Source organism: Gottfriedia sp. S16(2024) (genome assembly GCF_050473765.1).
Taxonomy (GTDB): domain Bacteria; phylum Bacillota; class Bacilli; order Bacillales; family Bacillaceae_G; genus Gottfriedia.
Map to the genome: position 1 here is coordinate 2,897,319 of NZ_JBFLUO010000001.1, position 23,051 is coordinate 2,920,369.

Here is a 23,051-nt window from a genome sequence, read left to right on the forward strand (position 1 = left end):
TAGATAGCTTGTACGGAAGCGGAGGGAGAAAATTGAGGTCTGATGCTGTAACAGATTACAAAGATAAAGCATTTGAATTATTAAAAAAAGATGCTGAAAAAATATTAAAATTAATAAATGTGCAACTTGATCATTTAACGATGCCACAATGCCCTCTATATGAAGAGGTTTTAGATACTCAAATGTTTGGATTATCAAGGGAGATTGATTTTGCTTCTCGTTTAGGTTTAATTGAAGTAGAACAAGGTAAAGAACTTCTTTCTGAACTTGAGCGTCAACTATCTGCTCTACATGAAGCGTTTACAGATCAAAAGAATAAATAATTATTAGCAATAAAAGTTCAAACAATAAATGTTTGAGCTTTTTTTTGTGAATTTTTTTAATTGTTATGAGTAATAAATCTATTAATCTATGTTACAATATTTTTATTTAAAAAGGGAATTTAGCAAAATAGTTGAATACATAAAGTATAATTAATCAAAGCAGGGATGATTAAATAATGTTAAAAAAATATTTGAAAAATATTGATTATATGATTTTTGTTCCATTATTAGTGTTGTGTTTATTTGGATTAATTATGGTGTATAGCGCAAGCTCGCCATTACCATCCATTAAATATCAGAGTGAACATTGGCCAAGCGATTATTTCTTTCATAAGCAATTAATTGCTTTTGAAGTAGGGATGTTTGTATTTGTTTTTTTAATGTTTTTACCTGCAACTTTCTTTAGAAAAAGAATTGCCATGTTATTAAATGTAGTTGTAAGTATTGGATTACTTATTGCAGTTTTACTCTTTGGTGAAGTAAGAAATAATGCAAAAAGCTGGGTATTTGGAATTCAACCAGCCGAGTTAATCAAATTAGGATCAATCGTTCTTTTAGCAGGATGGTACTCCAAGAGACAAAAGCGAATTACAAAGAACTGGAAAATGCTATTTGCTCCATGGAGCATAGTAGCTATTTATATCATCCTATTGAGATTACAACCGGATACAGGTACGGCGTTATTAATAATTGGTACTTGTGCTGTAGTTTCGTTTTGTAGTGGTTTTATAGTTAAGAGATTAATTCTCCTATTCGTTGGAGGAATTGTATTACTATATCCATTAATTAGTATTTGTATCAGTTTAGGGATTGGGTTAACAGATGTACAAGTTAATCGATTTTTAGCATTCCGAAATCCTTTTGATTATGCACAAGGAATAGGATTTCAAATCGTAAATTCACTAATCGCATTTGCAAATGGTGGCTTTACTGGAGTTGGATTAGGAAAAAGTATTCAAAAACTAGGTTACTTACCTGAGCCTCATACTGATTTTATTCTAGCAATAATCGGTGAAGAAACGGGTTTAATAGGAGTAATTGTAGTTATTTTATGTATATTCATAATTGTTTGGCGAGGCTTGTTAATAGCTCATCAATCAAAGGATTCTTTTGATTCATTATTAGCTACTGGTATTAGTGCAAGCATCGTCATTCAATCATTTGTAAATATTGGAGGAGTTACTTCACTAATTCCACTTACGGGTGTTCCGTTACCTTTTGTTAGTTATGGAGGAACTTCGTTAATCGTTATGCTTTCTATGGTTGGTATTTTAATGAATATTTCAATACGAAATAAGATTAATAAAGAAACTTTATAAAATCTTCAAAAATGCATTTTGAAAAAGTTTATTCTTAATTTATTGATAATTATCTTTCATAAATACAGGAGGCTTACAAATGACTTACACGAAACAGATTAAAAAAGTTCTTGTTGCTAACCGAGGTGAAATTGCAATTCGAGTATTTCGAGCTTGCACTGAGTTAGGAATTCGAACAGTTGGTATTTATTCTAAAGAAGATGAAGGGTCATATCACCGTTATAAAGCTGACGAAGCATATATAGTTGGAAAAGGTAAAAAGCCAATAGATGCTTATCTAGATATTGAAGGTATTATTGAAATTGCAAAGAAAAACGATGTAGATGCAGTACATCCAGGATATGGATTCTTATCAGAAAATATTAAATTTGCTCAGAGATGTGAAGAAGAGGGCATTATTTTTATCGGTCCATATTCAAGGCACTTAGATATATTCGGAGATAAAATTAAAGCAAAGCAACAAGCTCTTCAAGCTAATTTGCCAATCATTCCAGGAAGCAATGGTCCAGTAAACTCATTGGATGATGTAAGGGAATTTGGTGAAACTTATGGATTCCCGATTATTATTAAAGCTGCTCTTGGTGGTGGCGGTCGCGGAATGAGGATTGTCCGTACGAATGCGGGATTAAAAGATGCATACGAGCGTGCTAAGTCTGAAGCAAAAGCTGCTTTTGGTAATGATGAGGTTTATGTTGAGAAATTTATTGAAAATCCAAAGCATATTGAAGTTCAAATATTAGGGGATCACCAAGGGAATATCATTCATTTATTTGAACGCGATTGTTCAATTCAAAGAAGACATCAAAAATTAGTTGAAGTTGCACCATGTACTTCGATTAGTGATGATTTAAGAAATAGAATTTGTGACGCAGCTGTTAAATTGATGAAAGAAGTAGAATATGTAAATGCTGGAACAGTTGAATTTTTAGTTTCCGGTAATGACTTCTATTTTATTGAAGTAAACCCTCGTGTACAAGTTGAACATACGATTACTGAAATGATTACTGGAATTGATATTGTTCAAACGCAGATCTTAATTGCACAAGGTAATAGTTTACATAGTGATAAAGTAGGGATTCCATTACAAGATGAAATTCCAAGAATTGGTTTTGCGGTTCAAGCACGTGTTACAACGGAGGACCCACTAAATAATTTTATGCCTGATACTGGAAAAATTATGGCTTATCGTTCTGGTGGAGGTTTTGGTGTAAGATTAGACACTGGTAATAGCTTCCAAGGTGCTGTTATTACACCTTACTATGATTCATTATTAGTAAAAGTAACGACTCATGCCTTAACATTCGAAGGCGCAATTGCGAAGTTAAATCGAAATTTAAAAGAGTTCCGTATCCGTGGTATAAAAACAAATATTCCATTTTTAGAAAATGTTACGACACACCCAGATTTCTTGTCTGGTGAGTATAATACTTCATTTGTAGATTCATCTCCGGAATTATTTGTTTTTGCAAAAAGAAGAGACCGTGGAACAAAATTATTAAATTATATCGGTAATGTAACAGTGAATGGATTTCCAGGAATTTCGGTTAAAGAAAAACCAGTTTATGATGATATTATCATTCCAAATGTAAATCATATTAAAAGTGCTGAAAGTGGAACTAAGCAATTATTAGATAAATTAGGTGCGGATGAATTTTCGAAGTGGTTAAAAAATCAACCAAATGTTTTATTTACAGACACAACATTTAGAGATGCTCACCAATCACTGCTTGCAACGAGAATTCGTTCAAAAGACTTAATTACTGTTGCGGAACAAACGTCAAAATTATTACCTAACTTATTCTCTATGGAAATGTGGGGCGGAGCGACTTTTGATGTAGCGTACCGTTTCTTAAATGAAGATCCATGGGAAAGATTATTAAATTTAAGAGAACAAGTTCCAAATGTATTATTCCAAATGCTTTTACGTGGATCAAATGCAGTTGGATATAAAAATTATCCTGATAATCTTGTTAAAAAGTTTATTGAAGCATCGGCTCAGGCAGGAATCGATGTATTTAGAATATTTGATAGTCTAAATTGGATTAAAGGGATGGAAGTTGCAATTGATGCTGTAAGAGAGAGTGGAAAGCTTGCTGAGGCATCGATTTGTTACACAGGAGATATATTAGACCCAACTAGAACAAAATATAATCTGGCGTATTATAAAGAGCTTGCAAAGGATTTAGAATCGGCTGGTGCTCATATTTTAGCTATTAAAGATATGGCAGGTTTATTAAAGCCTCAGGCTGCTTATACGTTAATTAGCGAATTGAAGGATACTGTTGATTTACCAATCCACTTACATACTCATGATACGAGTGGAAATGGTTTATACACATATGTAAAAGCAATAGAAGCGGGCGTAGATGTTGTAGACATCGCAATTGGAAGTATGTCTGGATTAACTTCGCAGCCAAGTGCAAATAGCTTATATTATGCTCTAAAAGGTTCAAATAACGAGACGAACTTAAATATAAACGGTTTAGAACAGTTATCAACCTACTGGGAAGGTGTTCGTAAGTATTATAGTAGTTTTGAAAGTGGTATGGTTTCGCCACATACAGAGGTTTACCAGCATGAAATGCCAGGTGGTCAATATTCTAACTTAAAACAACAAGCTAAAGGTGTTGGTTTAGGAGACCGTTTTGAAGAAGTTAAGGATATGTATGGCAGGGTAAATCAACTATTTGGAGATGTCGTTAAAGTAACACCATCTTCTAAAGTAGTTGGAGATATGGCATTGTTTATGGTTCAAAATAATTTAGACGAAGATTCTGTATATGAAAAAGGAGAAAATATCGATTTTCCTGATTCAGTAATAGAGTTTTTTGAAGGTAAATTAGGACAACCTCATGGAGGATTTCCAAAGAGTTTACAACGGGTCATCTTAAAAGGAAGACAGCCATTAACTGAAAGAGCTGGGGAAACATTAAAGCCAATCGATTTTAAAGATGTTGAGGAGTATTTATTCAAGACGTTAAATCGCCAGGTTACTAATTTTGATATACTAGCTTATTGCTTATATCCTAAAGTATTTATGGATTATCAAAAAAATGTAGAAAGCTATGGAGACTTATCTGTACTTGATACACCTTCTTTCTTCCATGGAATGAGATTAGATGAAGAGATCAAAGTTGATATTGAACGTGGTAAAACACTGATTGTTAAACTTGTTTCGATTGGTCAAGCCCAGCCTGATGGAACAAGAGTTATATACTTTGAATTAAATGGTCAGCCACGAGAAATTGTGGTTAAAGATTACTCTGTCAAATCTACTGTCGTTCAAAAAAGAAAAGGGGACACTAGTAATCCAAACCATATTAACGCAACAATGCCAGGTACTGTTTTAAATGTACTTGTTAAAAAGGGCGATGTAGTTGAAAAAGGTCAAACATTAGCAATCACTGAAGCGATGAAAATGGAAACAACTGTCCAATCTCCATTTACTGGTGTTATAAGAGATATTCTGATTACATCAGGAGAGAGTATTTCTACAGGTGATCTACTAATAGAACTAGAACAAAGATAAAAAATACGATGTTTAGCGAAGATAGAGAAGCCCGCATTAAAAGGGCAACTCTTCTTCGCATTAAATTTAAATATAAAAAAAAGGTATTTCTTCTACAATTAAGTGGAAGAAATACCTTTTTTAAGAGATATTTTTATTTTGAAGTAACTCAGAATTTGAGCTTTTACTTCTTGTACAAACTAAACTTTGGAAACTAAATATTGCAAATAAGCACGAAATTAAAATCGCATGTGTTAATGCAACATAAATATTTAGGTTTGAAATAACAATAACAGCTCCACAAATTACTTGAAGTGTTACAAGAACTAAAGAGACTAACCAACCAAAATAAATGCCACGTTCATTACGATAGTATTTATAAGCATGTACAAATGCAATAATGATCCAAACGAATAAGATAAATGCGGCAAATCGATGTCCCATTTGTATCCATTCATGAAGCTGTGTAGGAATACCGTTGTTTGCTTTACTGCACAGTGGCCAGCTAGGACATGCTAAGCTAGCATTTTCGTGACGAACAAGAGCGCCGGTATAAACTACTAAGTATGAATAAATCCATAAACCGTAAGTATGAAATTTCATTCTTTTTCCGACATAAAAAGAATTTTTTTGATAATTGCGATCGCGTTCAAAAATTAATAATGTTAACATGACTACTGCAGCAAAACAAATTAGAGAAATACCAAAATGAATTGCTTTTACTGCTGGGATTTGACCCCAAACAACTGCAGCTGCTCCGATTAATGCTTGAGCAATTAGAAAAATACAAGAAATGATTGCTAAAAACTTTGTTTCTCTTTTATGAGGAATGACAATCCAAGCAAGCACTGCTAATAATAAAACGAATATCCCGGCAAGGCCTGATGCTGCACGATGAGATAATTCAATGACAGTTTGAATCGTTAGATGATCAGGAATGATTTGACCTTTACAAAGAGGCCAAGATCTTCCACAACCGAGTCCAGAATTAGTCTTTGTTACGAGTGCACCACCTAATAAAACAATTAAAAGAATGAATGAGGTTATTAACGATACCCCTTTTAAAACACGTAGCAAGTACATCCACCCACTTTTATAAAATAATAATAATTTTAAAATTTAATTATTAAAAAAATTATTCTGCTAATAATACTTCTATATCATATAAGATTACGACACAAAATTCAAAGGTAACCTTCATATTTAGACATATTATTTGTTTTTTCTTAACTTTGGATGTATTCATTTTTAAAATATAGAAATAATTAATTTTATAATTAAATAGTATTTAGTATTGAAAAGATAGGCTGTTTACGTTAAAATTTTTTTGAAACGTACACAATTTGTTCACATATTTATCACAAAAATTTCATTGAATTTAGTTTAATAGAAGTATGTCTAAATTAAAAACTCATTATGAACCATTAAAAAATGGGTATGAAAAATGAAATTTTGATAAAAAAGAGGAGGATTGACTTGGAACAATTAGCTAATAATGTTTCTAATAACGAAGAAACTAATCATCCTTCTAGTTCACTAAAGAAAGATTTGCTTTCTTTAATGAAAATAGGGATCGTAAACTCTAATATACTGACAACTTTTACAGGTATCTGGTTAGCAATCCAAATAAATGGATTAGATATATTAGATTATTTACCAAAAGCAATTATTACTGTAATTGGTTCATCACTAATTATTGCGGGATCATGTGTAATCAATAACTATATTGATCGTGATATTGATCCTTACATGGAGAGAACTAAAAACAGACCAACTGTAACAGGTAATATTAAACCAAGTGTTACAATTTCAATTGGTATTCTTTTATTAATTGTGGGCTTTACATTTATGGCTTTCACAACCTTAATGGCTGTTGTATATGCATTTATTGGTGCATTTACATATATCGTACTATACACTCTTTGGACGAAACGTAATTACACGTTAAACACAGTAGTAGGTAGTATATCTGGTGCAGCACCCCCATTAATTGGATGGGCAGCAATCGATGCGAATTTGCATCCAATTGCTTGGATGCTGTTTTTAATCATGTTTATATGGCAACCACCTCATTTCTTAGCACTTGCGATGAGACGTTCTGAAGAATATAAAAGAGCGGGAATTCCAATGCTACCGGTGGTTTACGGATTTGAAATGACGAAACGTCAAGTGATGATCTGGGTATTATGTTTATTACCACTGCCATTTTACATGCAAGCTCTAGGTTTACCATTTATTATTTTTGCAACAATATTGAATATTGGATGGGTTATTTTAGGATTATATTGTTATAAACAAAAGGATGATCAAAAGTTCTCTAAACTGATGTTTATATACTCCATTAACTATTTAACTCTTCTATTTATGTCAATGATTGTGTTTACAATTTCGTTTTAATTAGGGGTATTACGGGGGATTTTTTTATTGTTTGTTTAATCTTATTTTTAAATAAGAATGAAACACTTTAAATTGAAAGAGGGGGAAGTATTCTTATGAAACATTGGCGATTAGTCTCGCTAATTTCCTTGATAGCAGTTATTTTGAGTGCATGTGGACATGCAAATCAATCTACACTGAATCCTCAAGGTGAAGTAGCAAAAATGCAATACGATCTTATGAAGCTAAGTACGTTGATCATGGTATTCGTTGTTGCTGTTGTAACGGTTCTTTTCCTTTACGTAATCGTGAAATATCGTCACCGTAAAGGTCAAGAGAATATTATTCCAAAGCAAGTAGAAGGTAATCATTTCTTAGAGCTTCTTTGGACAATTATTCCTGTTATTTTACTTATTGTTTTAGCAGTACCAACAGTATCACAAACGTTTAAGCTTTCAGATGAGAAGCAAATAGCAAAAGATGAGAAGAAAAAAGATGCAATTGTTATTAATGTAAACGCTCATCTTTTCTGGTGGGAATTTGAGTATCCAAAACAAAAATTCATTACTTCTCAAGACATGTATATCCCAGTAGGTAAAAAAGTTATTTTGAACTTAAAAGGTCAAGATATCAAACACTCATTCTGGGTACCATCATTAGCAGGTAAACTTGATACAAACGTTGAAGGCGAAAACAAAATGTGGCTTTCAGCGGATAAAGAAGGTACATATAATGGATTCTGTGCAGAGTTTTGTGGTCCTTCACATTCATTAATGCAATTTAAAGTTAAAGTTGTAAGTCAAGCCGACTACGATAAGTGGTTAGCTGATATGAAGAATCAAAAAGGTCAAGCTGTAACAGCAGATGCACAAGAAGGTGAAAAAATCTTCAAACAAAGTTGTATTGGTTGTCATGCTGCAGATGCAAATGATACAAGACCACCTGCTGCACGACTTGCTCCAAACTTAGCTAACTTCGGTGATCGTGATATGGTTGCTGGTATTGCTAAAAATAATGAAGCAAACATCAAGAAATGGTTAACAAATCCGGAAGCTATGAAGCCAGGAAACCTTATGTCAGGTAAATATGGTGACTTATCAGCTGATCAGATTGATGCATTAACTGCATACTTAACAAGCTTAAAAATTGCAAAATAAATTAATGGATATGAAGCAAAGGGGGTAATACTGTGAGTTCTGTAGCGAAAAAGAAACCACTATTGTGGGACTACTTAACGACAGTCGACCATAAGAAAATTGCCATCCTGTATTTAATTGCAGGCGGATTCTTTTTCTTAGTTGGTGGGATGGAAGCGTTATTTATTCGTATACAATTAATTAAGCCAGACAACACATTTTTAGTTGGTGATGCTTATAACCAAGTATTAACAATGCATGGTACAACAATGATTTTCTTAGCGGCGATGCCGATGATCTTTGCATTTTTTAACGCGGTAGTACCATTACAAATTGGTGCTCGTGACGTAGCTTTCCCGTTTTTAAATTCTTTAGGTTTCTGGTTATTCTTCGTTGGTGGAGTTTTCTTAAACCTAAGTTGGTTCTTAGGTGGAGCGCCTGACGCAGGTTGGACTTCATATGCGACACTAGCTCTACACAGTAAATCACATGGTGTAGACTTCTACTTATTAGGTCTACAAATTTCAGGTATTGGTACATTAGCAGGTGGTATTAACTTCCTAGCAACGATTATTAACATGCGTGCTCCGGGGTTAACATACATGCGTATGCCACTATTTACTTGGACAGTATTTGTAACATCAGCACTTATTTTATTTGCATTCCCGGCATTAACAATCGGGTTAGCGTTATTAATGTTTGACCGCCTATTTGGAACTGCATTCTTTGATGCATCTTTAGGTGGAAACTCAATGATCTTTGAACATTTATTCTGGATTTTCGGACATCCAGAGGTATACATTCTTATATTACCGGCATTTGGTATCTTCTCAGATATCATTCCAGCTTTCTCTAAGAAACGTCTATTCGGTTACTCTTCAATGGTATTCGCAACAGTTTTAATTGGTTTCTTAGGATTCATGGTATGGGCTCACCACATGTTTACAGACGGTCTTGGTGCAGTAGCAAATGCAATTTTCGCTGTTGCAACTATGGCAATTGCAGTGCCTACAGGGGTTAAAATCTTTAACTGGTTATTAACAATGTGGGGCGGACAAATTCGTTTTACAACACCAATGCTTTGGTCAGTTGCTTTTATTCCATCATTCGTTCTAGGTGGGGTAACTGGTATTATGAACGCTGCAGCTCCTGCTGACTATCAATTCCATGATAGTTATTTCGTAGTAGCTCACTTCCACTACGTAATCGTTGGTGGGGTAGTATTTGGTCTATTTGCCGGTGCACATTACTGGTGGCCAAAAATGTTTGGTAAAATCTTAAATGAAACACTAGGAAAAATTACATTCGGATTATTCTTTATTGGTTTCCATTTAACATTCTTTATCCAACATTTCTTAGGTTTAATGGGTATGCCTCGTCGTTACTTTACATATTTACCAGGACAAGGCTTAGATACTGGTAACATGATCAGCTCAATCGGAGCAATGTTCATGGGTCTAGCTACAATCGTTATGTTAATTAATGTCGTTTACACAGCAATTAAAGGTAAAAAAGCTGCTGGAGATGCATGGGGTGTAGGTCGTACACTTGAGTGGTCAATTCCTTCTCCTGCACCAGAATATAATTTTGCTCAAATTCCATATGTACGTGGATTAGACGCTTTATGGGTAGAAAAAATGGAAGGAGACGGCAAAATGACACCTGCTGAACCACTAGGTGATATTCATATGCCAAACTCATCTATTTTACCATTTGTTATGTCAGTGGGCTTATTTATCGCAGCATTTGGGGCATTGTATAATGACCAACTTAAGAACCACACTGCAGTTGGTGTATTAATTCTTGGTTTAGTTATTACATTCGGTTCAATGTTCTTACGTTCTTGGATTGATGATCATGGATTCCATATCCATAAAGAAGACATAGCTGATGAGGGGGTTGAGGCATAATGGAAATGAATCAAAAATTTACAGCTGAAACGTTTCCTCATAACCCTGAAAAAGCTACAGAAGAAGGTAAAAATAAGTTCTTAGCATTCTGGCTGTTTCTTGGTGGAGAAACTGTATTATTCGCATCATTATTTGGTACTTTCTTAGCATTAAGAAACTCTACTGCTGGTGGAGCAAGTGCTTCTGAAATGTTCGAACCAAAATTAGTATTCATTGCTACAATGTTACTTTTAACATCTTCTCTTACAAGTGTTTATGCAATGTACCACATGAAAAACTTTGAACACAAAAAGATGATGCTTTGGTTAGGAATTACAGTTTTATTAGGTCTAGGATTTTTATTATTAGAAATTTACGAATTTAGACACTATATGCACGAATATCATTTTACAATTAAGAGTAGTGCATTTGGTTCTTCATTCTATACATTAGTAGGTACTCATGGTGCCCACGTATTTGTTGGTTTACTATGGATCACTACTTTAATGCTTCGAAATGGTGGAAGAGGTTTAAATTTATACAACGCTCCGAAGTTCTATGTTGCAAGTTTATACTGGCACTTCATCGACGTAGTATGGATTTTCATCTTTACAGTAGTATACTTAATGGGAATGGTGGGATAAGAAAATGGGTACAAATACAAACTCTCATCAAAGAAATCAAGTTGAAATAAAGTATCACAGACGTAAACATGCAGAAGAAATGAAACAACAATTAATTTCTTTCGCATTAATGATCATTTTAACACTTGCATCATTCGCAGCAGTATTATATAGAGATAAAATGGATAAATACTTTACAGTACCATTTATTTTATTACTTGCTGTAGTACAACTAGTGTTCCAACTTTATTACTTCATGCACATGAAAAATAAAGGTCACAGCACACAAGCTTTCTTCCTATATTCAGGACTAACAGTTGCTGTCATTACACTATTAACATTCTTAACATTAATCTGGTTATGATGAAAAAAGGAAGTGAATTTTATTCACTTCCTTTTTTTTATGCCTGTTTATGTTGATTTTCGATAACTAAAGGATCTGTTCCGTACACAACAATTTGGAACCAATTTTGAGTCCGATGCTACTTTCTGATATTTATGTTGTATAAGAATGATTAGTGGAAGAAAACTATAAAGCCGACAAAATATAATATTTAAATCGGTTTTGAATAATAGTAAAATGGAAAGGATGATTCAACGATGGACGTGGATATTCCTAAAGATGATGATATTGAAATGGAAGAAAAAGTGGAGCTAAGTGGAAGTATAGATAAATTAACAGAGCATCAAATTTGGGGTGCACAAGGTTTTATGGATATTCCAGATCAAGGTAAAACATACAGGAAAAGATATTTAGGAAACCGATATCAATAACTCGAGAAATCGTAGGTCGAGAAACAGATAACAAAGTTTCAAAGTTAGATCGAGGGAAAATATAGCCCTGTATAGGTTATTTATTTATGGGTAAAATTGATTTTTCTTGTTATACCAAGTATTATTGCCATTTCAACCAAGTTTTTCGTTAATACATATGGATACACAACAAGCACAGGCGTTATTAAATGGGTAATAGTGAAGATTATAACTAATCTTTAAGCAATTAGCGCAATGCTTTAATTCAACAATTATTTAGGAGCTGATTGATCAATCAGCTCCTATTTTACAATTTCAAAAAAACGCCTCGATTCAACTAACTCTAAGTGGTTCTTTATTATTAGGAGGCTGGCTAGTTTTTGAGGAAGACTCTTTAGTCAAAGCTAACAATAATATCATTCCAATGATACAAGCTGTACCAAGCCATTGGAAAAAACCAAAAGGTTCTTTTAACCAGAAGATTGTTGTTAATACAGCAGCTAGCGGCTCAATGCTTCCTAGCAGACTTGATTCTTTAGGTGGCAGACTTTGCAAACTTTCTATATAGAACCAAAATGCAATCATCGTACCAAATATGATAATGAAGACCAGATATAAAATGGCTTCAAGCGTTAAGCTTTTATAGTCCATTTGCCAAGGCGGATGGATAAAACTTAATATTAAGCCACCGATAATCATAGCCCATCCGACAATGACAAGTGAGTCGTATTGTTTAAGTAATGGTACGGCATATAAAGTATAAAATGCTAAAGCTACTCCAGATAATCCCCCCCAAGCGATTGCTGGTGCAGGCACAGATAATTGTGAGATTGAGCCGTTTGTTAATAAGAAAAAACTTCCAATTAAAGCTAGTGAAACTGTTAACAAATCTCTTCGTGTTAGAGCGGTTTGTTTACGGAAAATTAAGTATAAGATTATCATTACAGGTGCTAAATACTGTAATAGTGTTGCAACAGCAGCGTTTCCATGTTCGATTGAAGCCATATAGGTGTATTGAACCGCTAACATCCCCAGTACTCCGAAAATAATCAATTGAATTGCAATCCTTCCAGTTTTCCAAACCCCAAGAATCTGAGAACGGTCTTTTCTGAAATACTGAATAGTTAAGAGTAAAAATCCAGCTATTAGCAATCGGATCGTAACAAGCCAATCGACATCGATTTGATATTGTTGAAAAAGTTTTTTTGCGACTGTACCTCCAATCCCCCAAAAAACTGCTCCCGTGATGACAAGAAATATTCCCTTTCGTCTATTCATGATTTTAGTCTCCACCTTCAAATATAAAAATAGTGTTATAATATTTTAAATGATAAGAGGAAAAACGCTAAAATAATACTCAAATTGAATAGAAAAATATAAGGATATTGAGGTGGTTATGAAGGAATGCAATTTAAAAATTTTATGGTAGACCAAAGTTTAAAAGAATTAACTAAACATCATACTGTTGTTTTACCAATTGCTTGCTATGAAACAACGATTAAGCAAAATATAAATGGTTATATACCTCTTCATTGGCATGATGAATTTCAGTTTGTTCACGTTGTTAAAGGAGAAACAATTTTTCAAATAAATGAAGAAAAAATTCTTATATCAGAAGGGGAAGGGCTTTTTATAAATAGTGGCTGCCTACATATGGCAAAAGATCGGAACGATTCAGACTGTGCCTATATTTGTTTAAATGTTTCACCAAGTTTCGTTTTATCTCAAGAACTTTATACAACTTTTGTAAAGCCTTATTATCAGGCGACCAATCTACCTTATTTATTCTTAAATCCAAAGGAGGTATGGGCCAATAGCATTTTAAGCTATATTTTGAAAATCAATCAGATGATCAAACAAAATTCACCATTCTATGAAATCGACATCAGCTTACATCTAACATTAATATGGAAGAATTTAATAATGAACGGAATTGAATTAGAGTATGAACAGTCTGTAGTAGTAAAGAGTAAGCGCATGAAGCAAATGTTAAATTGGATCCACTTACATTATTCTGAGAAAATACGATTAGACGACATTGCAAGAGTTGGTCAATTAAGCCGATCAGAGTGCTGTCGATATTTCAAACGGATGTTAAAAACTACTCCTTTAAACTATGTAACCGATTATCGAATACAAAAAAGTTTAATACTACTACAACAAGCGGAATCGAATGTCACTGATGCTGCCTATCAAGTTGGATTTAACAGCACAAGCTACTTTATTGATAAATTCAGAAAGTCGATGAACTTGACACCATTGGCTTACAAAAAAACAAAAAGTATAATCATGACACAAACTCGTCGGAATGATAGAGTAATATAAAAAAAAGACAATTAGGTGGTGGTATTTTCATGAAACATCTTCTTCCTAGAATAGAAGATTTGTTGCAAACAAATTTTTCTTTGCACTCTGATATGGATGTAGATAATGAAGCAACGTATATATTTAAACAGCATCATAGTGAAGTATGGATGTTAACGATCAATGAATATCTTCATTTTAAGAGCAAGAATATCAATGAACTTTATTGGAAAAAAGCAGGTGTTTCCAATGAAAATGATGTTATTCAAGACGTGATTCAAGAAGTGCAAAAATTAGAAGTTGTAGTCATCACGGATGGAGAAGGAAAAATCAAGGGCTACATCAATTCTGCTATTTTAGTTTCGAAAGTGTTTGAGTCTTATCAATATTTAGAGGCCTATTTTCGAACGATGATTGATACGATGGATGGATCGGTCTCGATTGTAGATGAAGTCGGAAAAACAGTGGTTTGGACTCATGGTGCTGAAAGGATCTTTTCAATTCCTAAAGAAGAAATTATTGGGAATAAAATGGAAGAGTTTTTTCCGAAAGATATGTTATTAAATAAAGTTACGATGGAGACAGGTCAATCTTTTCGTCATAAACACCATAAACCTCGTGAGGATCTCTTTGTCATGATTAATAGCAGTCCAATCTTTATCAATGACCGAATTGTAGGTGCAGTTGCTGCTGAAACAGATATTACGAGTCAAGTAATAATGAATCAAGAACTTATGAATGCTTCCTCCAAAATTCTTCAATTGCAGAAGGAGGTTTCAAGACTACAATTGTCACACGATTCTTTCCAACAAATTAAAGGTTCGAGTCAATTGATGAAAGAAACAATTTCGTTATCGAGGAAAATGTCTGAAACGAGTGCGAATATTTTATTACTTGGTGAAACTGGGGTTGGAAAAGAAGTCTTTGCAAAAGCTATCCATTTTTATCAAGGATCATCTTCTCCATTTATAGCTGTAAACTGTGGTGCGATTACACCATCATTGTTTGAGAGTGAATTTTTTGGCTATGAAAAAGGAGCATTTTCTGGTGCAGATGCAAAAGGTAAAAAAGGAAAACTAGAGTTGGCGCATGGAGGAACACTTTTTCTGGATGAAATTGGTGACTTACCGTTAGATATGCAAGTGAAGTTACTTAGAGTATTGCAAGATAAAACGTATTACCGTGTTGGTGGTACAAAGCAGTTAACAGCGGAGTGCCGAATCATTGCTGCTACAAATAAAGATTTAGAAGCAATGGTTGAAGCTAATACATTTCGAGAAGACCTTTATTATCGTCTTAACATTTTATCTATTACGATTCCACCATTGAGAGAACGAAAAGAAGACGTAATGGAGCTCTTACATCAATTTATCTATGAGTTTTCAATACTATATAATCGAACGATTAAAATCGTTGATCCTCAAGTAACTTCTGCCTTACTACAATACGATTGGCCTGGAAATGTGAGGGAGATGCGAAATGTAATTGAACGGTTAGTATTACTATCAGGAGAAGAAACAATCTCGATCGGAGCCTTACCGCCAAAGATGTTACAATCTACATTATTATCGACTGGATACGATGACTCTTTACAAGATGATCTAAATGACTTTGAAAAAAATAAAATCATTGAAGCCATTCAAACAGAGAAAGGGAACAAGCAAGCAGCAGCAAAAAAACTAGGAATATCTCGAGCTACTTTGTACAATAAAATGAAAAAATTAAAGATTGAGCTTTAAAAACTAAAAGCCTTTACGACTAAATTAGTCCAGACGAGCGAAAGAGACTTCTGGGCTGATTTAGAACCGGCAATCAAAAGTTTACGCAAGTTACCTCCCCTTACTGAAGAATTTCTCCTCAATCCGTAAATAAGCAACCTTTTAATAAAGACTACTAATGACATACTCGACGGTTCTATCAAACTACTAGTGTCTAATTATTTAGACACAAAACACTAAACAGTGTCTAAAAAGATTTACACTATTTCCTAAACAATCTTCTAAATAAAAGATGTTAAAAATGGCACAGAACTTGCATCAATATTTCATGTCTAATTTAAACCATCTATTAAAGGAGAAATGAACATGAATAATCGAATGCAAGAATTACAAACATTTTTACAACAACAAAGTATTCCAGGTGGTTTGATAACATCACGCCAAAATATTTTTTATTTATCGAATTTTGATTACAATCCGCACGAACGATTTGTAGGTATTTTTGTCTTCCCGAACGACGAACCCGTATTTATTACACCAGCGATGGAAGTTCAAATGATAAAGGAAGCAGGCTGGAAGCATCCAATCCTAAGTTACACAGATTCCGATCATCCGTGGTCACTTGTTGGTCACTTGATTGAAAGTAGAAGCGAAATGAAACAATTTGCAGTTGAGAAGCATGATATCTCTTACTTTTACATTGAAAATCTGCAACAGATTTTTGGTGAAGTAGAGTTTGCATCACTAGACTCTATACTTACTGAAATGCGACTAGTAAAAGATGCTGATGAAATTGAAATATTACGTGAAGCCGCCGCTTTTGCTGATTACGGGGTACAAGTGGGTATTGAAGCATTAAAAGAAGGAATTACAGAACTTGAAGTTTTAGGAAAAATTGAATTTGAATTAAAGAAAAAAGGGATTAAAGAAATGTCATTTTCTCCCATTATATTGTTTGGCCAAAATGCAAGTAACCCACATGGTGCTACAGGTGACAATAAGTTAAAAAAAGGAGATACTGCCCTTTTTGATTTAGGTGTGAAATATAAGGGATATTGCTCTGATATCACAAGAACCGTCATTTATGGTCATCCAAATAACGAACTCGTTAAAATCTACAATACAGTTTTACAGGCCAATCTTGCTGGGGTGGAGGCTTCTCAACCTGGAACAAGAATTGGTGATGTTGATCTCTCGGGAAGACGAGTCATTCAATCAGCTGGCTATGGTGAATTTTTTCCTCATCGCATAGGTCATGGTCTAGGAATTGAAATTCACGAGGCACCATCTATAAATGATGTGAATGAAGGGGTACTGAAACCAGGAATGGTCATCACTATTGAACCCGGCATTTATCTTAATGGCCTCGGTGGTGTGCGCATTGAAGACGATGTTGTCATAACAGATAATGGGTATGAAGTATTAACGAAGTTCCCAAAAGAATTAATGATTGTAGGAGATGAACGAAATTGAACCGAATCGAAAAAATACAGAAACAGCTTTTAGAGAACAATGTCGACGCAATATTGATTACAAAAAGTGAAAATCGTAGATATACGACAGGTTTTACAGGATCAGCTGGCATGGTGCTAATTTCAAAAAATGCTGCTACCTTTATCACTGACTTCCGCTACGGGGAACAGGCTCAAAATGAAGTGAAAAACGCTAAGATTATCGTCCATAACGGAAATATTGAAAAAGAAGTTTCAAAAGAAGTCGACTGTCAAGGTCTTAAAAAGGTCGCTGTTGAGGCAAATGCCATGACTTTAAATACGTTCTCAAAACTACAAGAGTATGGAAATGTACAATGGATTCAATTGGAAAATATCGTTGAAAAGGTTAGAGAAATCAAAGAGCCAATAGAATTAGAATTAATGAGAACGGCAGCTAAAATCGCAGATAAGGCGTTTGATTATATTTTGAATATCATTAAACCAGGGGTTACGGAATTAGAAATCCGTAATGAACTGGAATTCTATATGCGAAAGCTTGGTGCAACCGCAGCATCATTTAATACTATAATTGCTTCTGGAAAGAGGGCTGCCCTACCGCATGGAGTGGCTTCCGAAAAAGTGATTGAGCATGGTGACATGGTAACCCTTGATTTTGGTGCATTGTACAATGGTTATTGCTCTGACATTACGAGAACAATCGCCGTTGGGAGTTGTTCGGATGAGTTCCGCAACATTTATCACATCGTATTAGAAGCCCTAAAACGTGGGACAGAAGGAATTCAATCAGGTGAAAAAGCGAAAACGATCGACGATTTAACGAGAGACTATATTTCAGAAAAAGGATTCGGAGATCGTTTTGGACATTCAACAGGTCATGGGTTAGGTATGGAGGTTCACGAACCAATCCGGCTTTCTGACAAAAGTGTAGAAATTCTTCAAACTGGAATGGTTGTTACCGTTGAACCAGGAATTTATATCCCAGGATGGGGTGGCTGCCGGATTGAAGATGATATTATAGTAAAAGAGAATGGTTATGAAATCATAACCCATTCTGATAAGCACTTAATTATCTTATAAAAAATATTGAAAAGGTCATCTAATGGATTTTTAAAAAGATGACCTTTCTTTTGAATTGGGGCGTATCTATATGAATGAAATCATCTTATATATCATGACAGGCTTTATGGTCATAGGGGCAATCGATTATCTGATAGGAAATCGGTATGGAGTCGGACAAAAATTTAAGGAAGCCTTTCAAGCCATGGGACCACTTGCTCTTTCAATGGTTGGAATGATCTCACTATCTCCAGTATTAGCTAAGTGGTTAACACCGATTGTATCCCCGGTCTACCAATTTCTTGGAGCAGATCCATCGATGTTTTCATCCACGTTTTTAGCTCTTGACATGGGTGGATACTCATTAGCAAATGAAATGGCTCAATCTAGTGATGCTGCTTTGTTCTCTTGGGTGTTTTTAGGAACAATGATGGGGCCAACTATTGTTTTTACCATTCCGGTTGCTTTAAGCATCATTCATAAAAATGATCACCCCTTTTTTGCTAAAGGAATTTTAATTGGGCTAATGACTATTCCATTTGGATGCTTAGCAGGAGGGTTTGTTGCAGGATTTGGCTTTATATGGATGTTGAAAAATTTGATTCCTTCTATTCTGATTTCTGTCTTGATTGGGATTGGAATGCTATCAGCTCAATCGGTGATGATTCGTGGTTTTAAATGGTTTGGAAAAGCAATTGAAATCGTTATTATCATTGGTCTTGTCTCGATGATTATTAAAACTTTAACAGGTATCGTTATTATCCCAGGTATGATGCCGCTTTCGGAGGGCTTTGTAACAGTTGGAAAAATAACCATCATACTTGCTGGTGCATTTCCTTTTGTTTTTGTGTTGGTAAAAGTATTAAAGAAGCCTTTTGCATTACTCGGAAATAAGCTAGGTATGAATCAACAAGCATTAGGTGGATTCATTGCCTCCTTCGCCCACCACATTCCTATGTTTGCGACACTGCATGAGATGGACGACCGTGGGAAAGTCATAAATACAGCATTTGCCGTAAGTGGCGCATTTGTTTTTGGCAGTCACTTAGGGTTTGTTGCGGGTGTGGAGAAGAATTTTGTCATTCCACTGATTGTTGGCAAACTGACTGCAGGGTTTTTGGCTGCTGCATTGGCTTTGCTAGTGTCAAAACGTGAAACCAGATGAATTATTAATAATAGAGAAGTAGATTGGGATTTTAAGGACTCGCCTCCTATCAGAAAAGCAGGTGCCGTAAGACCCGACAGAAAGTGTGTGCACCCTAGATTATAATTCACTATAAACACCCATATATAAATACCAATCATTTAAAAATGAATAACGTTTTCAAATCGTATTTTAATTTGAATAAACCATTATTACTGTTATATAATTTAGTAGTATAATAGTTTGGATAATTTCATTAAATATTATATGATAGAAGTAATGTTTAAATTTTTTTTGTCTTTGTGAAATTATTTATAGTTCTTAAATCTACAATATATTTACATAGTTCAATATTAATTTAAACATTAGGTAAAAATAATAAGGGTGAATAGAATAATTAAAGGGTGTGCATTCATGATTAGCTTAGGGATGTTCGGGTTTAAAGCACTTTGGAGTCCATATTTATTTGTGTTTCTAGTTTTAGTCATTTTAGGTTATTTTTACATAATTAATAAATATAAAGATGAAAACCATGTTACTGAGACTAAACAAAAAGTGTATTTCGTAATTGGAATTTTGTTAGTTTACACTGCACAAGGCAGTCCAATCGATTTAATTGGTCATATTATTTTTAGTGCACATATGACTGAAATGGCAGTTTTATACTTAGTTGCACCGATCTTTCTTATTAATGGAATTCCAAATTGGTTATGGAGAAACATACTAAAACCAAAATTCGTTAATGCGTTTTTTACTTTTGCAACAAAACCATTAATTGCTTTACTTATTTTTAATGTAGTATTTTCGATTTACCATTACCCATTAGTATTTGATACTGTAAAAACGAATAATATCTATCATTTCTTATTTACAAATATATTATTTTTTATGGCAGTATTTATGTGGTTTCCTGTTATTAATAACTTACCAGAGAGACAAACACTTTCTGATATCCAAAAGATTGGTTATATGTTTGGAAATGGTATTTTATTAACACCAGCATGTGCACTTATTATTTTTGCAGGACATCCATTTTACGCGACTTATAATGATCCAGTGTTGTGGAGTAAAGCAATGGAACTATGCGTATCACCAGATTTATTAAAATCACTAAACATTTCAGGTCCAGAAGTATTTAACTTTATGTCAGCAAGGGAAGATCAACAGGTTGGCGGAGTTATCATGAAAATTATCCAGGAAATAGTTTATGGATCTGTTATTGGTTATAATTTTTTCAAATGGGCTAAAAGAGAACAAAATGGAAATAAAATTGATCCAATCAGTAGTAATCCGTTATTGCTTAAAAAATCGTAGGGGTGGAAATTTTGAATTCGTTACCAATTTTACCAACAATAAGTACAAGCTTTATTGTCATTAGTGCCATATTAGTTGCAATCGGCTGGTATCTTATTGCAAAAAGAAATATAGAGGGACATAAGAAAGTTATGTTCTTTGCTGGAGTCTTTGCTCTCTCATTTTTCATTGTATACGCAACTAGAACAATCTTTATTGGAAATACTTCTTTTGGGGGACCAAAAAGTTTAAAGTTGTATTATCATATATTTTTGTTTTTCCATATCTTCTTAGCTACAACTGGCGGAGTATTTGGTCTAGTATCAATTATTTCAGGATATAAAAACAAATTAAAACTACACAAAAAAATTGGACCGATTACTAGTATTATTTGGTTTTTTACTGCAATTACAGGTGTATTCGTTTATTGTTTATTATACGTTTTCTACAAAGGTGGAGACACTACTTCAGTTATTAAAGCTGTTTTAGGATTTTAAGTGAAAAATAAAAGAGTGAGTAAAAGAAGTTGTACTTCTTTTTACTCACTCTTTTTAATAATTATAGAATAATGAACTTGCTTACTAGAGAAATTTGTTCTTCAGCTTTTTTAAGTAAGTCATTACTTTTATTAACGATGCTTTCAGGGAAGTTTTCGCCTTCTCCGTACTCTACACCGTGAGGATAATAGTATTTACCTAAAAGTGGAGTAAGTAATTGGATTTTACCTTTACTTGACTCTACATGTCCTTCTACTGCGAAACCTTGAACGCGTAAGTAGTAGATTTCATTACGTTGTTCAAATTTATAATCGTAAGTTACTCTTTCGTAATCCCATTGACCAGCAAGGACAAAGCCTAATTCTTCCATGATTTCAGTTAATAAATTTACATTTAATACATGGTTTTCTAAATTTGTATTCTCAAATTTCATGTTATTACCCCCTAAATTACTTAGAAAAAATCCCTATTAATATAATATTATCTATGACAATAATTAGCAATGAAAAGCTGATAAATGTATTTTAACTAATTTATATATTTTTTTGAATAATTTGGCTACAATGGATATATAAACATAGAGTTAACAATTGGGAAGGGAAGATCTAAATGGATAAGCTTATAAAACTTTTCTTTTTTACAATAAGTTTTATAACAGTTTTTATGTTCAGTCCACTTATTAAAGATTGGATCAGTAATATACAAACGTTTAAACCATATGAAAGAGTTGAAAAAGTGAATAAGCCAATGATCGAAAATGCAAGCACTACAAATGCGACATACTCCGTTTCTCAGTATATTGGTAAAAGTGAACAAGAAATTTTAAAAACCTTTGGTAAACCGTCAAGAAAAGTTCCTTCTCAATATGACTATGATTGGCTTGTTTATGATAAGGATGCTACAAAGTATACTCAATTTGGTGTACTAAATGGCAAAGTCGTAACTATTTTTGTTGCTGGTAATAAAGTTGATATCTCTCCATTTGTGATGGGTAGTCACTACGAAGAAACAATGGATAATGTAACTGTACACGATAAAGTTTCATTTTCGATATTACGTAATCAATATACTTTTAAATTATCGACAACAGATTTACATGAACGTCCACTTGTTTCTTTAGATAATTGTTATGCTCAACTTTATTTTGACCGATTTACCGGAAGTTTATTAGGTATTCGATATTTATCACCAGAAACGCTAGTTAAGCAAAAACCGTACGAGCTAATTTATAGTGGAAATTTAATCAATGCAAAAAAAATAAATACATTACAAGAAGCAATTGTTGATCGTGAAGTAGAAAGACAAATCTTTAATTTAACGAATGTATATCGTAAAAGAATGAATTTAAGTACTTTAAATTGGAATGCTGATGCTGCTAAAGTAGCTTTAGGACATAGTAAAGATATGGTTCAAAATAAATATTTTGATCACTATTCTAATTTATATGGTAGTCTAGCTGATCGTTTAAATGATGCAAATGTTCCATACAGAATCGCTGGCGAAAATATTTCGGCTAATTATGTAGATGGTATAGCATCAGTATATGGATGGATTAATAGTAAAGGTCACCGAGTAAATATGTATAAAAAAGAATATACCACACTTGGAGTAGGAGCCTTTAATAAATATTACACCCAAAATTTTATAAAATAATCGCG

At 33.7% G+C, this 23,051-nt stretch carries 20 protein-coding genes; 17 read left to right on the plus strand and 3 right to left on the minus strand.

Annotation, left to right across the window (positions count from 1 at the left end; all coding sequences use genetic code 11):
- Positions 1 to 32 precede the first annotated feature (32 nt).
- The 3 genes from AB1282_RS13535 (at position 33) to pyc (ending at position 5,171) form a co-directional block, all read left to right on the plus strand.
- The gene (locus tag AB1282_RS13535; RefSeq protein WP_429899326.1) at positions 33 to 323 is read left to right on the plus strand and encodes a DUF1507 family protein; all 291 of its coding nucleotides are present in this window, start codon (positions 33 to 35) and stop codon (positions 321 to 323) included.
- A gap of 176 nt (positions 324 to 499) precedes the next feature.
- Positions 500 to 1,642 carry an FtsW/RodA/SpoVE family cell cycle protein gene (locus AB1282_RS13540; protein ID WP_056468511.1) on the plus strand — a complete coding sequence of 381 codons (1,143 nt, stop codon included), beginning with the start codon at positions 500 to 502 and terminating at the stop codon, positions 1,640 to 1,642.
- Between the two features lie 79 nt (positions 1,643 to 1,721).
- Positions 1,722 to 5,171: a pyruvate carboxylase gene (gene pyc, locus AB1282_RS13545; RefSeq protein WP_429899327.1), complete on the plus strand. Its 3,450-nt coding sequence runs from the start codon at positions 1,722 to 1,724 to the stop codon at positions 5,169 to 5,171.
- A gap of 120 nt (positions 5,172 to 5,291) precedes the next feature.
- Here the strand turns inward: pyc and AB1282_RS13550 are convergent, their stop codons facing one another.
- On the minus strand, positions 5,292 to 6,227 hold the full coding sequence (locus AB1282_RS13550) for a COX15/CtaA family protein (protein ID WP_390312773.1): 936 nt from the start codon (positions 6,225 to 6,227) through the stop codon (positions 5,292 to 5,294).
- A gap of 360 nt (positions 6,228 to 6,587) precedes the next feature.
- On the opposite strand from AB1282_RS13550, the gene cyoE reads away from it, so the two are divergent.
- The 6 genes from cyoE (at position 6,588) to AB1282_RS13580 (ending at position 11,948) form a co-directional block, all read left to right on the plus strand.
- Complete coding sequence (gene cyoE / locus AB1282_RS13555) at positions 6,588 to 7,547, plus strand: heme o synthase (RefSeq protein ID WP_082459399.1); 960 nt, start codon at positions 6,588 to 6,590, stop codon at positions 7,545 to 7,547.
- Between the two features lie 95 nt (positions 7,548 to 7,642).
- Positions 7,643 to 8,683, plus strand: a complete 1,041-nt coding sequence (gene coxB, locus AB1282_RS13560; protein ID WP_056468498.1) for a cytochrome c oxidase subunit II — start codon at positions 7,643 to 7,645, stop codon at positions 8,681 to 8,683.
- 32 nt (positions 8,684 to 8,715) lie between these two features.
- Positions 8,716 to 10,572: a cytochrome c oxidase subunit I gene (ctaD, locus tag AB1282_RS13565; RefSeq protein WP_056468496.1), complete on the plus strand. Its 1,857-nt coding sequence runs from the start codon at positions 8,716 to 8,718 to the stop codon at positions 10,570 to 10,572.
- Positions 10,572 to 11,195 (plus strand): cytochrome (ubi)quinol oxidase subunit III, encoded by a 624-nt coding sequence (locus AB1282_RS13570; protein WP_056468493.1) that lies wholly within the window; start codon positions 10,572 to 10,574, stop codon positions 11,193 to 11,195. The genes ctaD and AB1282_RS13570 overlap by 1 nt, the downstream gene beginning before the upstream one ends.
- 4 nt (positions 11,196 to 11,199) lie before the next feature.
- Positions 11,200 to 11,538, plus strand: a complete 339-nt coding sequence (ctaF, locus tag AB1282_RS13575; protein ID WP_056468490.1) for a cytochrome c oxidase subunit IVB — start codon at positions 11,200 to 11,202, stop codon at positions 11,536 to 11,538.
- 236 nt (positions 11,539 to 11,774) lie between these two features.
- A complete protein-coding gene (locus AB1282_RS13580) occupies positions 11,775 to 11,948 on the plus strand; it encodes a hypothetical protein (RefSeq protein ID WP_156339633.1) in 174 nt (57 codons plus the stop codon).
- A gap of 312 nt (positions 11,949 to 12,260) precedes the next feature.
- Here the strand turns inward: AB1282_RS13580 and AB1282_RS13585 are convergent, their stop codons facing one another.
- The gene (locus tag AB1282_RS13585) at positions 12,261 to 13,205 is read right to left on the minus strand and encodes an EamA family transporter (RefSeq protein WP_429899328.1); all 945 of its coding nucleotides are present in this window, start codon (positions 13,203 to 13,205) and stop codon (positions 12,261 to 12,263) included.
- 126 nt (positions 13,206 to 13,331) lie between these two features.
- On the opposite strand from AB1282_RS13585, the gene AB1282_RS13590 reads away from it, so the two are divergent.
- From AB1282_RS13590 to AB1282_RS13620, 7 genes are all read left to right on the plus strand, one after another.
- Positions 13,332 to 14,252 carry an AraC family transcriptional regulator gene (locus AB1282_RS13590; protein ID WP_429899329.1) on the plus strand — a complete coding sequence of 307 codons (921 nt, stop codon included), beginning with the start codon at positions 13,332 to 13,334 and terminating at the stop codon, positions 14,250 to 14,252.
- Positions 14,253 to 14,281: 29 nt separating this feature from the next.
- A complete protein-coding gene (locus AB1282_RS13595; RefSeq protein WP_056468481.1) occupies positions 14,282 to 15,970 on the plus strand; it encodes a sigma-54 interaction domain-containing protein in 1,689 nt (562 codons plus the stop codon).
- Positions 15,971 to 16,315: 345 nt separating this feature from the next.
- Complete coding sequence (locus tag AB1282_RS13600) at positions 16,316 to 17,422, plus strand: M24 family metallopeptidase (RefSeq protein WP_429899330.1); 1,107 nt, start codon at positions 16,316 to 16,318, stop codon at positions 17,420 to 17,422.
- Positions 17,419 to 18,480, plus strand: a complete 1,062-nt coding sequence (locus tag AB1282_RS13605; RefSeq protein WP_056468476.1) for a M24 family metallopeptidase — start codon at positions 17,419 to 17,421, stop codon at positions 18,478 to 18,480. The genes AB1282_RS13600 and AB1282_RS13605 overlap by 4 nt, the downstream gene beginning before the upstream one ends.
- Positions 18,481 to 18,550: 70 nt before the next feature.
- The gene (eutH, locus tag AB1282_RS13610) at positions 18,551 to 19,624 is read left to right on the plus strand and encodes an ethanolamine utilization protein EutH (protein WP_429899331.1); all 1,074 of its coding nucleotides are present in this window, start codon (positions 18,551 to 18,553) and stop codon (positions 19,622 to 19,624) included.
- A 393-nt stretch (positions 19,625 to 20,017) separates the two neighbouring features.
- Complete coding sequence (gene ctaG, locus AB1282_RS13615; RefSeq protein WP_056468473.1) at positions 20,018 to 20,917, plus strand: cytochrome c oxidase assembly factor CtaG; 900 nt, start codon at positions 20,018 to 20,020, stop codon at positions 20,915 to 20,917.
- Between the two features lie 11 nt (positions 20,918 to 20,928).
- Positions 20,929 to 21,393 carry a DUF420 domain-containing protein gene (locus AB1282_RS13620; RefSeq protein WP_056468470.1) on the plus strand — a complete coding sequence of 155 codons (465 nt, stop codon included), beginning with the start codon at positions 20,929 to 20,931 and terminating at the stop codon, positions 21,391 to 21,393.
- Between the two features lie 61 nt (positions 21,394 to 21,454).
- Here AB1282_RS13620 and AB1282_RS13625 read toward each other — a convergent pair whose 3' ends face one another.
- Positions 21,455 to 21,826, minus strand: a complete 372-nt coding sequence (locus AB1282_RS13625) for a YugN family protein (RefSeq protein ID WP_056468467.1) — start codon at positions 21,824 to 21,826, stop codon at positions 21,455 to 21,457.
- Between the two features lie 176 nt (positions 21,827 to 22,002).
- On the opposite strand from AB1282_RS13625, the gene AB1282_RS13630 reads away from it, so the two are divergent.
- Entirely contained in the window at positions 22,003 to 23,046 is a 1,044-nt protein-coding gene (locus AB1282_RS13630) for a CAP domain-containing protein (protein ID WP_429899332.1), read from the plus strand.
- Positions 23,047 to 23,051 lie beyond the last annotated feature (5 nt).

Bases quoted from the DNA above. Each gene is read 5' to 3' on its own strand.
- AB1282_RS13540 (WP_056468511.1), top strand. From the start codon at position 500: ATGTTAAAAAAATATTTGAAAAATATTGATTATATGATTTTTGTTCCA.
- pyc (WP_429899327.1), top strand. From the start codon at position 1,722: ATGACTTACACGAAACAGATTAAAAAAGTTCTTGTTGCTAACCGAGGT.
- cyoE (WP_082459399.1), top strand. From the start codon at position 6,588: ATGAAAAATGAAATTTTGATAAAAAAGAGGAGGATTGACTTGGAACAA.
- coxB (WP_056468498.1), top strand. From the start codon at position 7,643: ATGAAACATTGGCGATTAGTCTCGCTAATTTCCTTGATAGCAGTTATT.
- AB1282_RS13570 (WP_056468493.1), top strand. From the start codon at position 10,572: ATGGAAATGAATCAAAAATTTACAGCTGAAACGTTTCCTCATAACCCT.
- ctaF (WP_056468490.1), top strand. From the start codon at position 11,200: ATGGGTACAAATACAAACTCTCATCAAAGAAATCAAGTTGAAATAAAG.
- AB1282_RS13580 (WP_156339633.1), top strand. From the start codon at position 11,775: ATGGACGTGGATATTCCTAAAGATGATGATATTGAAATGGAAGAAAAA.
- AB1282_RS13585 (WP_429899328.1), bottom strand. From the start codon at position 13,205: ATGAATAGACGAAAGGGAATATTTCTTGTCATCACGGGAGCAGTTTTT.
- AB1282_RS13590 (WP_429899329.1), top strand. From the start codon at position 13,332: ATGCAATTTAAAAATTTTATGGTAGACCAAAGTTTAAAAGAATTAACT.
- AB1282_RS13595 (WP_056468481.1), top strand. From the start codon at position 14,282: ATGAAACATCTTCTTCCTAGAATAGAAGATTTGTTGCAAACAAATTTT.
- AB1282_RS13600 (WP_429899330.1), top strand. From the start codon at position 16,316: ATGAATAATCGAATGCAAGAATTACAAACATTTTTACAACAACAAAGT.
- eutH (WP_429899331.1), top strand. From the start codon at position 18,551: ATGAATGAAATCATCTTATATATCATGACAGGCTTTATGGTCATAGGG.
- ctaG (WP_056468473.1), top strand. From the start codon at position 20,018: ATGATTAGCTTAGGGATGTTCGGGTTTAAAGCACTTTGGAGTCCATAT.
- AB1282_RS13625 (WP_056468467.1), bottom strand. From the start codon at position 21,826: ATGAAATTTGAGAATACAAATTTAGAAAACCATGTATTAAATGTAAAT.
- AB1282_RS13630 (WP_429899332.1), top strand. From the start codon at position 22,003: ATGGATAAGCTTATAAAACTTTTCTTTTTTACAATAAGTTTTATAACA.